Raw genomic sequence first — 14389 nt, 5'->3', positions numbered from 1 at the left:
CAAGATATTGCGATTTTCGGCCCATTTCCATGGGGACGAAAAGGTTGATTGCCCCAGACGCGACGTCAAACCATCTACAAACGTCGGTTTTCAACTTGACCTGACCTGCCGGATAGACGCACGGTTTACCGGCATGGTTCCCCGTACGACGCCCAGCGTCAGGGGATCAAATGGGAATGTGGAAAGGCCGATCCGAACCGGAGGTCTGATGCCACAGCCGCCCCCGCGACTGTATGCGGAGAGCGCTTTGCGACAACGCCACTGGGGTCCGCCCTGGGAAGGCCGCAAAGCGCCGTGACCCGCAAGCCAGGAGACCAGCCATGCGTATCGTGAAACCAGCCGTCGGGGATGACGGCCAAGGAAGGAAATATCATGCATATCGAACCCGGTATCGTCACCGGGGCGAAACTCGCCCTGTCTTACGCCACAGCCGCAGGCGCGGCCGCCTATTCCGCCAAACTGATCTGGGAGTCGCTGCGTGACCGTGGCATCCTGTCGCTGTCCATTCGGGCCGCAATTGCAACCGTTGCCGTCTTTGTCTTCTTTGAATTGCTGCCGCATGTGGCCGTCGGCGTGTCAGAGGTACACTTTATCCTTGGCACAACACTCTTGTTGATTCTGGGCACAGCACCAGCGGCCATTGGCCTTGCTTTGGGGCTTCTGATCCAAGGCGCGTTCTTTGCCCCAACCGACTTGCCACAATACGCGATGAACGTGACCACCCTGCTGGTGCCACTTTTCGGACTGCATCTGCTATCCAAACACGTCATTACCAAAGGCACAGCCTATGTCGATCTGTCCTTCAAGCAGTGCTTGGCCATGTCCGCCACCTATCAGGGCGGCATCGTGGTATGGGTTGCATTCTGGGCTTTCTACGGCAGCGGGTTTGGGGCGGAAAACGTGTCTGCGGTTCTGTCGTTTGGGGCAGCCTACATGCTGATCCTATTGATCGAACCACTCGCCGATCTGGCCGTGCTTGCTGCCGCCAAAGGCATGCGCAAACTGGAAGGCAGCGCATTGGTAACGCCGCGCCTGTATTCAATCTGACGAAGAAGAGGGTCCTCTGCCTGTCGAACGACTGGTGGAGGACACCTTTCCACATTTCCCATGCATGCTCCCAGCTTGAAAAGAAAGCAGCCATTGCATAGGGCTTCAAACAAACAGGGTCGTATCCGGCCCATTCAGAGATGGATTTCACTTATGCCTGCCAAAATCCCTGCTACCGTTGTCACCGGCTTTCTGGGTGCCGGAAAAACAACACTCATCCGCCACATGCTGCAAAACGCCGAAGGCAAGAAAATCGCCCTGATCATCAACGAATTTGGTGACCTTGGGGTGGATGGTGACATCCTCAAAGGCTGCGGAGATGAGGTGTGCACCGAAGACGATATTGTTGAGTTATCCAACGGCTGCATCTGCTGCACCGTCGCTGATGATTTCATCCCGACGATGGAAGCCTTGCTGGCCCGCGAAGACAAACCCGATCACATCGTGATCGAAACCTCCGGCCTCGCTCTGCCACAGCCCTTGGTACGTGCGTTCAACTGGCCCGGCATTTCAACCAAAGTAACAGTGGACGGCGTTGTGACCGTGGTGGATGGCCGCGCCGTGCATGACGGCCAGTTTGCGCATAATGTGGAAGCGGTCGATGCCCAGCGCGCGCAGGATGAAAATCTTGACCACGAAACGCCACTATCCGAGCTGTTCGAAGATCAGGTTGCCTGCGCCGATATGATCGTGGTGAATAAAACCGACCTTCTTGCCGCCTCGGAAGCCGAAACGCTGACAACCAAGTTGAAGTCTGAATCCCGCGATGGCGTGCAAGTCGTCAAAGCGTCTATGGGTGCCCTGCCCGTCGATGTACTGCTGGGCCAAGGCATCGGCGCAGAGGATGATCTGGCTGCGCGCCACGAGATCCACCATCATCACCACGATGATGAAGACGATCACCACCATGATCACGCGCATGAACACGGCCATGACGAGTTCGAAAGCTTCATTGTCAGTCGTGGCGAAATTGCCGACGCCAACGCCTTTGCCGAACAGGTCGCCGATGTCATCCGCGCTCACAACATCCTGCGCCTCAAAGGCTTTGTCGCCATTACCGGAAAACCCATGCGTCTGACACTTCAGGCCGTCGGCCCCCGTGTGGATACCTACTTTGATCAACCCTTCGGGGATGCCCCGCGCGAAACCCGCTTGGTGGTCATCGGCGAAGCGGGCCTTGACCATGCTGCCATCGCGGCTGCACTGCAAGCATGATCATCGTCGAACGGACAGACCCGCATCATCCACAGGCAACTGCTTTGCTCAAACAAAGCCATACCCTGATGCGGAGCCTGTTCCCGCCAGAGGACAATTTCTATCTTGATATAAACGATCTGGTCGCGCCCAATATCCATTTCTACACCGCGCGCGAGGGCGACGATGTTCTGGGCACCGGTGCGCTGATGGTTAAACCCGGCTACGGCGAAGTGAAGTCGATGTTCGTGTCTGAGGCCGCACGCGGCAAAGGTGTCGCAGCGGCCCTGCTACGCCAAATCGAAGATACCGCCATTGAGGAAGGCGTCCCAATGCTCAAGCTCGAAACCGGCAATGTGCTGCACGCCGCCCATCGGCTCTATGAACGGCATGGATTCACCACATGCGATGTTTTCGGCGATTATGTCACGACCAAAAGTTCGATCTTCATGGAAAAGCAACTCAGCTGATGCACCTGCTAGCAGCCACCCCCGGTGCCATTTCTGATGGCACCGAACCAGTCGACCTGGGCCAGACGCCAGCCGATATCGTGATAATCTCTGCGGCAGATACCGAACTGGCCGCCCTATCAGACGCCCGCGCCGAAATGGCCGACCCGCCAACATTGCGGCTTGCGAACATGATTCACCTGACCCATCCCATGTCAGTCGATCTGCATCTGGACGATTGCGCCACCAAATCCCGACTGGTCATCGCACGTATCCTCGGGGGCGCTGGGTACTGGAAATATGGGCTCACCCAATACGCCGCCCGCTTACGCGAAGCCGGCATCCCTTTTGCCGCCCTGCCTGGTGATGACAAACCGGACCCTGAGTTGCGCGAACTGTCGACAGTCAGCAGTGAAGACTATAACACACTGTGGTCCTATCTCGTCGAAGGCGGCCCCGGGAACAGCACCAATCTGCTCGCCTACGCAAAGGCCTTGCTGGACCGCGCTGACAAACCACCTGCACCAGCCCCACTCTTGCGCGCCTTAAGCGTCTATTGGCCGGGCGCTGGCATCGCAGACCTGACCGCGGCGCGATCGGGCTGGACCGATGGCGCGCCCATCGTACCCATCATCTTCTACCGTGCATTGGTGCAAGGCGGCGGGCTCAATCCCATCAACCGGCTCACCCGCAGCCTGCTGCGCGCCGGTCTGAACCCGCTGCCTATCTTCGTGGCCAGCCTCAAAGATCCCGTCAGCACAGCCTCCCTGCACCAACTTTTTGCTGACGCGCCGCCCGACGTCATCCTCAACTGCACAGCTTTCGCCGTGGGCAGCCCGCATGATGGAGATGATAGTCCGCAAAACCCGCTGCTCAGCAACAATGCCCCGATCTTCCAGGTTATCCTGTCAGGCGCGGCCGAGACATCATGGGCCGAAGGTCTACACGGGCTTACCGCCCGCGACATCGCGATGAACGTGGCCTTGCCCGAAGTCGACGGACGTATCCTGTCGCGCGCGGTGAGCTTCAAAGGTGAAGCCTTCTTTGACGACGCCACCGAATGCCCCATCGCCACATATCAAGCAAGGGGCGACCGGATCGACTTTGTCACGCAACTGACCAAAAACTGGGCCAACCTGCGGCGCACCCCATCCGAGATCAAGAAAACAGCCCTCATCTTGGCCAATTACCCCAACAAGGACGGGCGGCTCGCCAACGGGGTCGGGCTCGACACACCTGCGGCGACGGTCCATGTCCTGAACCTGCTCAAAGCCGAGGGGCATGACGTCACCCCACCCGTAGACAGCGCTGCTCTGATGGCGCAAATCATGGCGGGCCCGACCAACTGGCTGACAGACCGGGCCGACAAAGAAGGCGGGGAGTTCCTGCCACTGGAAACCTACAACCGCTATTTTGATGCCCTGCCCTGGGATATCAAAGAACAGATCACCGCGCGCTGGGGGCCAGCCGAACAAGACCCCTTCTTACGTTCCCAAATACCTCCGCCGGAGGCTCCAGCAGATGCTTCACAAACGGGTTTCGCCCTCAGCATCCACCGTTTCGGCAACGCCGTTGTCGGCCTGCAACCGGCGCGCGGCTATAACATTGACCCGACCGACACTTACCACTCGCCTGATCTGGTCCCACCACATAACTATCTGGCCTTCTATTTCTGGCTGCGCCACCATTGGGGGGCAGACGCCATCGTGCACATGGGCAAGCATGGCAACCTCGAATGGCTGCCCGGCAAGGCAGTGGCCCTGTCGGAAACCTGCTGGCCTGAGGCCGTCTTTGGCCCCACCCCACATATCTACCCCTTTATCGTCAACGATCCCGGCGAAGGGACCCAAGCCAAACGGCGCACATCAGCGGTAATCATCGACCACCTCACACCACCGCTGACGCGCGCCGAAAGCTATGGCCCACTACGCGATCTCGAAGCGCTGGTGGATGAATACTATGAAGCCGCAGGCGTGGACCCCCGCCGGATCGACCATCTGCGTAAAGAGATTCTGTCACTTTCAGACGTCACTGGCCTCGCCAAAGACGCAGGCTTCACCGGCGACCAAGATGGCGACTTGGGCAAACTTGATGCCTATCTGTGCGAACTCAAAGAGGCGCAGATCCGCGACGGGCTGCACATTCTCGGGCAGTCGCCAACGGGGCAACAAGAACGCGACCTTGCAATCGCTTTGGTACGTGTGCCGCGCGGCGATGGCAGGTCGGGGAACACTTCTTTCATCCGCGCTCTGGCACAGGATTGCGATGTTTCGATTGACCCGTTGGATTGTGATCTCGGCGCGCCTTATCAGGGCGCACGGCACAAATTCTTGCAAAGCATGGGTACAGAGACCTGGCGGACGAACGGCGATACGGTCGAACGGCTTGAAAAACTATCGCAGATCGCACTCGGCTGGAAAGAGCACCCAAAGCACTTCAAGGCAACCAAACCCGTTCTGGAAAGCCTGCACGCAGAGGTGATCCCGACCATCCGCGCTTGTGGGGAAAATGAAGGAACGGCGCTCCTTACCGCCCTATCGGGCAACTTCGTCCCCCCTGGCCCCTCTGGCGCGCCCACACGCGGGCGCATGGATGTGCTCCCGACCGGGCGCAACTTCTACTCCGTAGATAACCGTGCCGTGCCCACCCCAACCGCATGGGCGCTAGGGTGGAAGTCCGCCAACCTGCTGATCGAGAAACATCTGCAGGATCATGGCGACTGGCCACGCAGCATGCTGGTGACCGCTTGGGGCACCGCCAATATGCGGACTGGCGGCGACGACATTGCGCAAGCCTTGGCGCTCATGGGTGTCAAACCAACTTGGGATAGCGCAAATCGGCGTGTCACGGGATTTGATATCCTGCCGCAGTCTGTTTTGGGTCGGCCGCGTGTCGATGTCACTTTGCGCATCTCCGGCTTCTTCCGTGATGCTTTCCCGCAACTCATCGCATTGGTCGACAGCGCCGCCCTTGCTGTGCAGGGGATGGATGAGCCCGCCGACCTGAACCCGGCGGCTGCAAGGGCCAAAAGGGGCGAAGATCAAACCCGCGTCTTCGGCTCCAAACCCGGCGCTTACGGCGCAGGCCTGCAAGCGCTGATTGACGAACGGATCTGGGCCGACACATCCGACTTCGCAGAAGCCTATCTTGAATGGGGCTGCTATGCATACGGCAAAGGCGCTGAGGGCCGCAAGGCCCGAAAAGCCTTTGAGACGCGACTTTCGCAAGCCGAAGCCGTTGTACAGAACCAGGACAACCGCGAACACGACATCCTCGACAGCGACGATTACTATCAGTTCGAAGGCGGCGCCGCTGCCGCCATCAGCACCCTACAAGGGCAAGACCGACCGATCTATCACAACGACCACTCGCGCCCCGAGCGGCCAATCATCCGCACATTGGACGACGAAATCGGACGGGTGGTGCGATCCCGCGTCGTGAACCCGAAATGGATCGACGGGGTCAAACGCCACGGCTATAAAGGCGCGTTCGAAATCGCTGCTACCGTCGATTACCTCTTTGCCTTTGCGGCGACCACTGGGGCGGTGCGCAACCACCACTTTGATCTGGTGGAAGAAGCCTTCATCAAAGACGAAGACACGCGCGCATTCATCGCAGACGCAAATGCGCCAGCCCTGAAAGAAATTGCCCAGCGCCTGCAAGAAGCGATCGACCGCAATCTCTGGCAACCCAAATCAAACTCAGCCCGCGCGCGTATTGCTGGGTTGCTTGATCTAGCGCTCTAAAACATTCCATATTTGACATATGTCAAAGAAGTGGCTTGCGATCCAATATATTCCAATTTCGTAATATATTAAATGGAGGCCATTATGGCTCATACCCAAACGCGTCCGGCAGACGCATATTCACCGCTCTACTTTCTGGCCTCACTGGGGGCCGCTGGGCTGGCTGTTACCTTCTTCATGTACCTGATGTTCTGGGTGCCTCATCCCGGGCAACCTGTACCGGTCTTTGAAGACATCGTACTGGCATGGACATCGCACGGCATCGTGATGAAAGCAGCACTTGTCGTGGCTGTCACAGGGATTGCAGGGTTTGCCGCCCTGAATATCAAATCACTGATCTGGAACCTAGCGGCACTTGCGGCATACAAAAGGACTGAGAATTACCGCAACCTCCGTCAGACCAATGGTGAAACCCAACTGCTTGCCTTGCCCCTTGCTTTGGCCATGACAGTCAATGTGAGCTTTATTCTGGGCCTGGTCTTCGTCCCCGGACTTTGGTCAGTTGTTGAATATCTGTTCCCCCTCGCAATGATCGCCTTTGTTGCGATCGGTGCCTTGGCCCTGCGCCAGATCGGGCATTTCCTGGGTCGCGTTCTGGCCGAAGGCGGTGTGTTTGACGTAACGGCGAACAATTCATTTGCACAGCTGCTGCCCGCCTTTGCCCTCGCAATGGTCGCCGTGGGATTGTCCGCTCCGGCCGCCATGAGTACACAGCCTGTCATCGTCGGGACCAGCCTCGTGCTGTCAACGCTGATTGGCACGGTGGCCGCGCTTTATGCCGGAGTAGCTGCTGTCACCGCTTTTGGGTCCATGCTGCAACATGGCACCGCTAAGGAAAGCGGCCCCACGCTGATGGTGGTTGTTCCTTTGCTGACCGTGCTTGGCATCATGCTGCTGCGCCAAAACCACGGGTTGCACAGCTCGTTTGATGTGCATGCCGCCAACGCTGAAACACTGATGCTGTTGACCAAAATTCTGGCGGTACAATTTGCCTTTGGCCTATTGGGGCTGGTGGTCTTGCGGCGGCAGGGCTATGCGGCCGCCTTTCTGCGCGGTGATGGCAATTCACCCGGCGCCTATGCGTTGGTCTGCCCCGGTGTTGCGCTATCCGTCATGCTGCACTTCTGGATCAACAAAGGGCTGGTCGCGAGCGGGCTGATCATCAAATTCGACCTTGCCTATTGGGCCTTTACAGGCTTTGCACTTGCATTTCAGGTGGCCATGGTTCTGCTGGTCCTTCATTTGAACCGGCGCCACTTCGGACGGGCAAGCACAAGTCGGAACCTTTCCGCAGCATGAATGAATGCGCCGGGCCGGGCCTCTGCCCGGGCGCACATAAGGCAATCACCCCGTTGCACTCTGTTGCGGTTGGCGGCACATTGTCGGCACCGGCAAGGGGGATGCAGCAGATGACCGAAGACACTGATCGCCACGCGATGAAAATGGCCAAGAAAAAGGCCGCCCGCGATAAGATCATGGCCACCAAAACTGACAAAAAAGGCCTGGTCATCGTCCATACCGGCAAAGGCAAAGGTAAATCATCCGCTTACTTCGGCATGATTTTTCGCTGTATCGCCCATGACATGAAATGCGCCGTCGTCCAGTTCATCAAGGGCGGTATGTCCACTGGCGAACGCGATCTGATCCTGTCCAAATTCAGCGATACATGCGCCTTCCACACCATGGGGGAAGGTTTCACCTGGGAAACACAGGACAAATCCCGCGATACGGAAATGGCGCAGGCAGCCTGGGCGAAAGCCAAGGAACTGATCTTGGATGAAGCCAACCACATGGTCCTACTGGACGAAATCAACATCGCAATCCGCTATGATTACGTCAGCGCCGCAGAGGTTGTGACCTTTCTGCGCGATCATAAACCTGAAATGACTCATGTGGTGCTTACGGGACGCAATGCTCATGAAGACTTGATTGAGCTGGCCGATCTTGTGACTGAAATGGAACTGGTGAAGCACCCCTTCCGGTCCGGGATCAAGGCGCAAATCGGCGTTGAGTATTGAGCAAAATCCCGCAAACGTGATCAGAGATGGCGGCATATGCGTTTGAATTGAAGAGGCACAGTGTCTATGTCACAAAACTGTGACCATTGTGCTAACACTTCAATATGACAACCACGCTCTTTCTTCCTCCGTCGAACCTGGTCGCTAGCGGCGTGCAGCGGGCTGTCTATCTGCATCCCGCAGATTCGACGAAACTGGTTAAAGTTCTCAAACCGGCAGAACAGCAAGCGCGTCGCCGCAATTTCAACGGTGTCATGGACCGCTGGTTCCCAGCAACACGGCTTCGCCAGATCCGCAAAGAGTATATGGAATACCTGCGCATCATGTTGAACCACCCAGAGCCCGACTTTCACTTGCCAGTGTCACATATGTTCGGCTTTGTATCGACGAATGTCGGCTTGGGGTGCCTGACCGAACGGGTGATGTCACCCGATGGCGGCCTTGGGGAAACGCTGGGGCAGAAAGTCAAGAATGGTACCCTGACCGACGAGGACATCGATCTACTGAATGATGCGATTGCAGAACTATTTGCCCATGGTATTCGCGCCAGTGACCTCAATCCAAACAACCTTGTTTTCGGGCAACGTGATAGCGGCACAGGGCCCGGCCCAAAGGAATGTGTTCTGGTCGATGGTTTTGGCGATATTCATGCGATCCCGGTCCGTTCAATGGCCGCCTGGTCAAACCGCATCGGGCTTAACGACAGTTGCACCAGGCTGGCGCGCAACACCGGGTTGCATTGGGATGCCAAGCAACAACAATTCTCGCGCTCATGACATCCTTGCGTTAGGGTCAAAAAATGATCCCGAGGGAAGAACAATCTGATGCCCAAACACCGCGTCCTGACAGAATTTGGCATGGGCACCAGCCTGCGCCGCCAAGACTATACCCAGGCAGCCCGCCGCGGTTTGCAAGATGCCCTGTGGCATAACTCGATCAATATGGCCGAGCTTTTCGGTTTCCCCAAAGAAGCGATGTTGATTGATGTGCAGGTCGGCGTGCAGGAACCCGATCAGGTTGATACAGAAAGCCTGCTGGATATTTTTCCCTACGGCCAACCGACAATCACCGTCCACCTTGGCGGCCTTGATATCCCACGTCCGGATGGCAAACCCACGGTGATTGCAAACGTAGCGATTAACGTGTCGTTTGAAATGGAGCGTGCGTAATGGAACAACGTGTGATCATCGAAATGGGCATGGGTAACGATCTGCACGGGATGGATTATCAAAAGGCGGCAAAGCGCGCGATTGAAGACGCCATACGTCATTCCACGTTGCCAATCTTTCAAAGCATCGGCATGCCCCATACGGAGATGCGCGTACAGGTGACCGTTGGTGTACAAGAGCCCGACAAGATCGACACCGAGGCACTCAAGCCCGGCTTGCCCCGTGGCCGCGCCGACGTCGGCGTTGTGAAAGGCGGGTTGAATATCCCCAATCCAGAGACTGGCGATACGGCTGTTGTGGCCACCGCCGCCGTTGAGGCCTTCTTGCCGTCCCAAGCTGGCAAGTGGATACAGACCTGAATGGAACTGACACAAGACCATCGCGACGCACTGCAAGATATCCTGCTTTGGCGACGTGATGTGCGGCACTTCCTCCCTGATCCGATACCTCAGGCCGTGTTGGATCGTTTGCGCAAAGCGATGGATTTCGCGCCCTCTGTCGGCAACGCCCGCCCGTGGCGCGTGCTGCATGTCAAGTCGGCTGAGCGACGCAATGCCGTTATCGCGAATTTCGAGGCCGCAAACGCAAAGGCAGCAGAGCGCTATCAGGGTGACCAGCGCACCGCCTACAACGACCTAAAACTCGCTTACTGCGCGAGGCGCCCGTTCACCTTGCGATATTTACCGAAACGGAACCCGAAGCCGGACACGGCTTAGGCCGCCAAACCATGCCCGAGATGCTTAGCTACTCTACAGTCGCCGCAATCCATACGCTTTGGTTGGCGGCGCGGGCAGAGAACCTCGGCGTAGGCTGGGTGTCGATCCTTGATCCAGAGGCGGTTGCGGGCTGTCTGGATGTTGCAGAAAATTGGCAGCTGACGGGGTACCTCTGTTTGGGCAAAGCGGCTTCGAATGATGACACACCGCTGCTTCACCGAAACGCTTGGCAGACTAATGCTGAGACTGTCTGGCAGGATATCTGAGCAGCCCATCCAATCCCTGCGGGAAAAGCGGGATTGAACGCCGGGCGAGATCCTCCAGATCAAACCAGCGCGCAACACATGTGGCACCGTTGTCTTCTTTGAAATGCACAACGTTAGTGTCTGCAAATGCACCATCCGGAAAGGTGACATCGGCTGCAAAAACGATTTCATGCCCCTTTTCGCCGTGGTGCTCATAGAGGTTTTCGATCACGAGCGGCGAACCGGTCACCTCAATGGTTAGACCCAGCTCTTCGTTGAACTCACGTGCGAGTGCGTCACGCCACGTTTCGCCAAACTCAACACCGCCGCCCAATGGGCGGACCCTTTAAGGGCGCCCTCGTCGTCATTGACTTCGGTTGCCAAAAGGTGCCCCTCGCGCCAGTGCAGGCCGATGGCGATCACGCGAATGAAAGTCTTGGCCGCCAAACAGTCACGACCGGAGGTCACTGAGCGTCAATGACGTCGCGAGCGCCTCTTCATCAACCTGACATTCGATAACGGCAACCGCCCCAGCGGCCTGCGCCCGGGCGAAAGCCGCGGGAAAATCTTCTGATTTGGTGACCAGTTCGCCGTGCCCGCCGTAAGCGCGAGCAAAAGCCGCAAAATCGGGGTTCACCAATGCGGTTCCCGATACCCGCCCCGGATAGGTTTTTTCCTGATGCATCCGGATGGTGCCATAGCGCCCGTTGTTCATCACGATAACAATGGGTTTTGCGCCGTGTTGAACTGCCGTTGACATCTCATTGCAGGTCATCTGAAAACATCCATCCCCAGCCAGACACACGACGGTACGGTCACGGTGCGCGACAGAGGCTGAGATGGCGGCGGGAAACCCATACCCCATGGACCCAGAGGTCGGCGCGAGCTGTGTGCCGTATTGCTTGTAAATAAAATACCGATGCAACCACGCCGCATAGTTGCCCGCGCCGTTCGTCACAATCGCATCGTCTGGCAGGTTGTCAGACAACCACTTGATCACGTCTTCCTGCTTCAGCGCACCGGGGCTTTCCTGCGGCTTCAGCCAGTTTTCATAGTCGGCACGCGCCGCAGCGGTCCAACTGACCCAATCACCGGCATGTTCAGCGTTTGCCAAGGCGCGCAGCACCGCCGGGGCTGTCGCGTTGATCGCGATATCGGGCGCATACACCCGCCCTAACTCGTCGGCATCCGCATGCGCATGTACGATCCGTTTTCCGGTATCAGCCGGGTCAACCAGCGTATAGCCTTGTGTTTCAATATCCCCAAAGCGCGTGCCCAGAAGGATCAACGTATCTGCATCACGCACCCGTTGCGCCAGCTTTGGGTTGATGCCCACATTCAGATCACCGACAAAACTTGCATGGTGATTGCTCATGTAATCCTGGCGACGGAACCCGACGGCAACCGGCACCTGCTGGCTTTCGGCAAAGGCCTGAAGATCAGCCTGCGCTTGCGCTGACCAATGCGGACCACCAACAACAACCAATGGACGTTCCGACTGTGCGAGTTCATGCAGAATTGTTTGCGCGGTCGTCTCTGGCAGGGGCTGCGCGATCGTCTCTGGTAGGGTGATATCTGGCACATCCGCGCTGCCACTAAGCATGTTTTCCGGCAAGGCCAGCACCACGGGGCCGGGACGCCCGGACATAGCAACACGAAAGGCGCGACCGATGTATTCGGGCAAACGTTCGGTATCGTTCACCTGCGCGACCCATTTGGCCAAGCCGCCAAAGACCGCCTTGTAGTCGACCTCTTGAAACGTCTCACGATCCGTATGCCGATTGTCGATCTGGCCGACAAACAAGACCATCGGCGTGCTGTCTTGCATTGCGATGTGGATACCGGCGGACGCATTGGTCGCCCCCGGCCCGCGTGTGACAAAGCAGACACCGGGTTTGCCGGTCATCTTGCCATAGGCCTCGGCCATCATCGCGGCACCACCTTCCTGGCGGCAGACGATATTGGGAATCCCACTGTCATACAGGCCGTCAAGGGCCGCGAGAAAGCTTTCACCCGGCACCGAGAAGACACGCTCCACGCCCAGCTTAACCAACTGATCGCTCAGTATTTTACCACCATGCCGGATCATCGACGCCTCCCTGCGCTTTTGTGACAGATCATGTGCGAAAGCTGTGGGTTGCGCAATCAGGCAATCGGGTTAGCTTTGGTTTAAACCAGAAAAAGGAACGCTCATGACGAAACTTCTTGGCATCTCAGGATCGTTGCGCAAAGCATCAACCAATACCCTTCTTGTCCGCAACGCCGCCCGCATTTTCGACGCAGATGAGTTTACACTCGCCGACATTGATCTACCGCTTTACAACGGCGATATCGAAGAAGCCGAAGGCATCCCCGCCAAAGTGCAAACTCTGTCTGATCAGATCGCGGATGCGGATGCAGTGATCATCTCGACCCCCGAATACAACAAGGCCATCTCGGGATCGCTCAAGAATGCGTTGGATTGGGTCAGTCGTACAAAAGGCGGGCCGTGGAACGGCAAACCCGTTGCGATCATGTCAGCCGCCGCAGGACGCGCAGGCGGCGAACGGACACAGTTTTCGCTGCGTCTTGCGATGATGGCGTTTCGGCCGGACATACTGCAGGACCAGAGGTCTTATTGGCCAATTCCAGCAACGAATTTGACGAAGACGGCAAACTGACCGGCGAAATCTATATCAAGATGCTGACCGAACTGATGGACGCCTTAAAAGCTCGAATCTGATGTACAGATTGCTACACATACTTTGGATAGGCGTTGCTGCTGGCAAAAGCGGTGGGGCGGCCCTAAACTCTGCCTGACAGGCGATAGATTGGAGATTTCAATGGCACGTGGTGCAGGCGGCAGTGACGGCGGAACCGGCACATTCCTGATCGGGCTGATCATGATGGTCGGCGGCGGATATCTGCTGCTGAACGGGATCGTCGTGCGACCGAACTTTGGTTTCGGAAGCCGGGTTTTCGGGATCGGCGGCGTACCAATCACCTCGGGCATGATCCTGATCCCATTCATGTTTGGCGTGGGGATGATTTTCTACAATGCGAAGAACTGGATCGGCTGGGGGATCGCGGGAGCGTCCTTGGTCGCGCTGATCTTTGGGGTGATCGCGAATATGACATTGCAACTGGCGCGGATGAGCGCGTTTGATCTGATTGTGATATTGGTGCTGCTGGTTGGTGGGATTGGATTGTTTTTGCGGTCGCTCAGGGCGTCATGACAAATTCTCCAGAAAAGAACTCGCTAGCTATCTGGAAATGGATCAAAGATCATAGCGCTCCCCTTTCGACCATGGGCACACTATTTGCCGCAATCTTTGCGGCGTTTGCATCTCTTTCTGCAAGCAACTCTGCCTCGATTGCCAAAGAGCAATTGATCAATGCAGATCGCGCCGAGTTTCGTGCATCAGTATCACAGCGCGCGTCAATTTGTTCGGAGAGTGCCGCTCAATACAACGAGCTAGCATTTGCTTACGGACCAGTTAATCTCAATGTTCTTCGTAGTGAGTACGGGTTGAATGAAGAACTTGCCAAAACTGCGGGCATTCCCTTTTCTGTATTCTCCGAACAGCCGGATCAACCGAACCAACTTCTTTCATCCTTTGCCCAAAAATCGCGCGCTGTTTCACGGGCGCTGCAGCTATGTCTGATCCATCACTCCGAAAAAGGTGCTTTGGCCCAATGCGTTGATGCAATCAATCAGGAAACGTCATACTGGATTTATACTGACGAGGCGCCGGGCCAGATTGATCCATCGACACCCGACAACCTTATTTGTTGATGCCACACCAACCACTACAATATGTAGGTC

General features: G+C 57.0%; 15 protein-coding genes, 1 pseudogene and 1 riboswitch. Of the genes and pseudogenes, 14 read left to right on the top strand and 2 right to left on the bottom strand.

Annotated features, from left to right (window positions below; all coding sequences use genetic code 11):
* Positions 1 to 117 precede the first annotated feature (117 nt).
* Positions 118 to 337: riboswitch (cobalamin riboswitch) on the top strand.
* Positions 338 to 372: 35 nt separating this feature from the next.
* The 11 genes from QTO30_RS16920 (at position 373) to QTO30_RS16870 (ending at position 10605) form a co-directional block, all read left to right on the top strand.
* Complete coding sequence (locus QTO30_RS16920; protein WP_340425232.1) at positions 373 to 1047, top strand: energy-coupling factor ABC transporter permease; 675 nt, start codon at positions 373 to 375, stop codon at positions 1045 to 1047.
* Between the two features lie 153 nt (positions 1048 to 1200).
* Entirely contained in the window at positions 1201 to 2262 is a 1062-nt protein-coding gene (gene cobW / locus QTO30_RS16915) for a cobalamin biosynthesis protein CobW (protein WP_340425231.1), read from the top strand.
* Positions 2259 to 2711 carry a GNAT family N-acetyltransferase gene (locus tag QTO30_RS16910; protein WP_340425229.1) on the top strand — a complete coding sequence of 151 codons (453 nt, stop codon included), beginning with the start codon at positions 2259 to 2261 and terminating at the stop codon, positions 2709 to 2711. The genes cobW and QTO30_RS16910 overlap by 4 nt, the downstream gene beginning before the upstream one ends.
* On the top strand, positions 2711 to 6436 hold the full coding sequence (gene cobN, locus QTO30_RS16905; RefSeq protein ID WP_340425228.1) for a cobaltochelatase subunit CobN: 3726 nt from the start codon (positions 2711 to 2713) through the stop codon (positions 6434 to 6436). Before QTO30_RS16910 ends, cobN begins: the two co-directional genes overlap by 1 nt.
* Positions 6437 to 6520: 84 nt before the next feature.
* Positions 6521 to 7735 carry a TsoY family (seleno)protein gene (locus QTO30_RS16900; RefSeq protein WP_340425227.1) on the top strand — a complete coding sequence of 405 codons (1215 nt, stop codon included), beginning with the start codon at positions 6521 to 6523 and terminating at the stop codon, positions 7733 to 7735.
* Between the two features lie 110 nt (positions 7736 to 7845).
* Positions 7846 to 8454 carry a cob(I)yrinic acid a,c-diamide adenosyltransferase gene (gene cobO / locus QTO30_RS16895; protein WP_340425226.1) on the top strand — a complete coding sequence of 203 codons (609 nt, stop codon included), beginning with the start codon at positions 7846 to 7848 and terminating at the stop codon, positions 8452 to 8454.
* A gap of 104 nt (positions 8455 to 8558) precedes the next feature.
* Positions 8559 to 9230 (top strand): YrbL family protein, encoded by a 672-nt coding sequence (locus QTO30_RS16890; protein WP_340425224.1) that lies wholly within the window; start codon positions 8559 to 8561, stop codon positions 9228 to 9230.
* A gap of 48 nt (positions 9231 to 9278) precedes the next feature.
* The gene (locus tag QTO30_RS16885) at positions 9279 to 9623 is read left to right on the top strand and encodes a Lin0512 family protein (RefSeq protein WP_340425223.1); all 345 of its coding nucleotides are present in this window, start codon (positions 9279 to 9281) and stop codon (positions 9621 to 9623) included.
* The gene (locus tag QTO30_RS16880; RefSeq protein ID WP_340425222.1) at positions 9623 to 9982 is read left to right on the top strand and encodes a Lin0512 family protein; all 360 of its coding nucleotides are present in this window, start codon (positions 9623 to 9625) and stop codon (positions 9980 to 9982) included. Before QTO30_RS16885 ends, QTO30_RS16880 begins: the two co-directional genes overlap by 1 nt.
* The gene (locus QTO30_RS16875; protein WP_340425221.1) at positions 9983 to 10339 is read left to right on the top strand and encodes a nitroreductase family protein; all 357 of its coding nucleotides are present in this window, start codon (positions 9983 to 9985) and stop codon (positions 10337 to 10339) included.
* A complete protein-coding gene (locus tag QTO30_RS16870; RefSeq protein WP_340425959.1) occupies positions 10273 to 10605 on the top strand; it encodes a nitroreductase family protein in 333 nt (110 codons plus the stop codon). Before QTO30_RS16875 ends, QTO30_RS16870 begins: the two co-directional genes overlap by 67 nt.
* On the opposite strand, the gene QTO30_RS16865 is transcribed toward QTO30_RS16870, so the two are convergent.
* Both QTO30_RS16865 and QTO30_RS16860 read right to left on the bottom strand, forming a co-directional pair.
* Entirely contained in the window at positions 10574 to 10918 is a 345-nt protein-coding gene (locus QTO30_RS16865; protein ID WP_340425220.1) for an NUDIX hydrolase, read from the bottom strand. The genes QTO30_RS16870 and QTO30_RS16865 overlap by 32 nt on opposite strands.
* 117 nt (positions 10919 to 11035) lie before the next feature.
* A complete protein-coding gene (locus QTO30_RS16860) occupies positions 11036 to 12673 on the bottom strand; it encodes a thiamine pyrophosphate-binding protein (protein ID WP_340425219.1) in 1638 nt (545 codons plus the stop codon).
* Between the two features lie 103 nt (positions 12674 to 12776).
* Here QTO30_RS16860 and QTO30_RS16855 point away from each other — a divergent pair.
* The 3 genes and pseudogenes from QTO30_RS16855 (at position 12777) to QTO30_RS16845 (ending at position 14359) form a co-directional block, all read left to right on the top strand.
* Positions 12777 to 13306, top strand: a pseudogene (locus QTO30_RS16855) (NADPH-dependent FMN reductase).
* 100 nt (positions 13307 to 13406) lie between these two features.
* Positions 13407 to 13799 (top strand): hypothetical protein, encoded by a 393-nt coding sequence (locus QTO30_RS16850; protein WP_340425218.1) that lies wholly within the window; start codon positions 13407 to 13409, stop codon positions 13797 to 13799.
* Entirely contained in the window at positions 13796 to 14359 is a 564-nt protein-coding gene (locus QTO30_RS16845) for a hypothetical protein (RefSeq protein ID WP_340425217.1), read from the top strand. The genes QTO30_RS16850 and QTO30_RS16845 overlap by 4 nt, the downstream gene beginning before the upstream one ends.
* The last annotated feature ends 30 nt before the right edge of the window (positions 14360 to 14389 follow it).

Origin of the sequence: Yoonia sp. GPGPB17 (assembly GCF_037892195.1) — a bacterium.
In the GTDB taxonomy this organism is placed as follows: Bacteria; Pseudomonadota; Alphaproteobacteria; order Rhodobacterales; family Rhodobacteraceae; genus Yoonia.
The sequence above is the reverse complement of the archived record's forward strand: the minus strand, read 5'-3'. Positions and strand labels throughout refer to the sequence as shown.

Bases quoted from the DNA above. Each gene is read 5' to 3' on its own strand.
- QTO30_RS16920 (WP_340425232.1), top strand. From the start codon at position 373: ATGCATATCGAACCCGGTATCGTCACCGGGGCGAAACTCGCCCTGTCT.
- cobW (WP_340425231.1), top strand. From the start codon at position 1,201: ATGCCTGCCAAAATCCCTGCTACCGTTGTCACCGGCTTTCTGGGTGCC.
- QTO30_RS16910 (WP_340425229.1), top strand. From the start codon at position 2,259: ATGATCATCGTCGAACGGACAGACCCGCATCATCCACAGGCAACTGCT.
- cobN (WP_340425228.1), top strand. From the start codon at position 2,711: ATGCACCTGCTAGCAGCCACCCCCGGTGCCATTTCTGATGGCACCGAA.
- QTO30_RS16900 (WP_340425227.1), top strand. From the start codon at position 6,521: ATGGCTCATACCCAAACGCGTCCGGCAGACGCATATTCACCGCTCTAC.
- cobO (WP_340425226.1), top strand. From the start codon at position 7,846: ATGACCGAAGACACTGATCGCCACGCGATGAAAATGGCCAAGAAAAAG.
- QTO30_RS16890 (WP_340425224.1), top strand. From the start codon at position 8,559: ATGACAACCACGCTCTTTCTTCCTCCGTCGAACCTGGTCGCTAGCGGC.
- QTO30_RS16885 (WP_340425223.1), top strand. From the start codon at position 9,279: ATGCCCAAACACCGCGTCCTGACAGAATTTGGCATGGGCACCAGCCTG.
- QTO30_RS16880 (WP_340425222.1), top strand. From the start codon at position 9,623: ATGGAACAACGTGTGATCATCGAAATGGGCATGGGTAACGATCTGCAC.
- QTO30_RS16875 (WP_340425221.1), top strand. From the start codon at position 9,983: ATGGAACTGACACAAGACCATCGCGACGCACTGCAAGATATCCTGCTT.
- QTO30_RS16860 (WP_340425219.1), bottom strand. From the start codon at position 12,673: ATGATCCGGCATGGTGGTAAAATACTGAGCGATCAGTTGGTTAAGCTG.
- QTO30_RS16850 (WP_340425218.1), top strand. From the start codon at position 13,407: ATGGCACGTGGTGCAGGCGGCAGTGACGGCGGAACCGGCACATTCCTG.
- QTO30_RS16845 (WP_340425217.1), top strand. From the start codon at position 13,796: ATGACAAATTCTCCAGAAAAGAACTCGCTAGCTATCTGGAAATGGATC.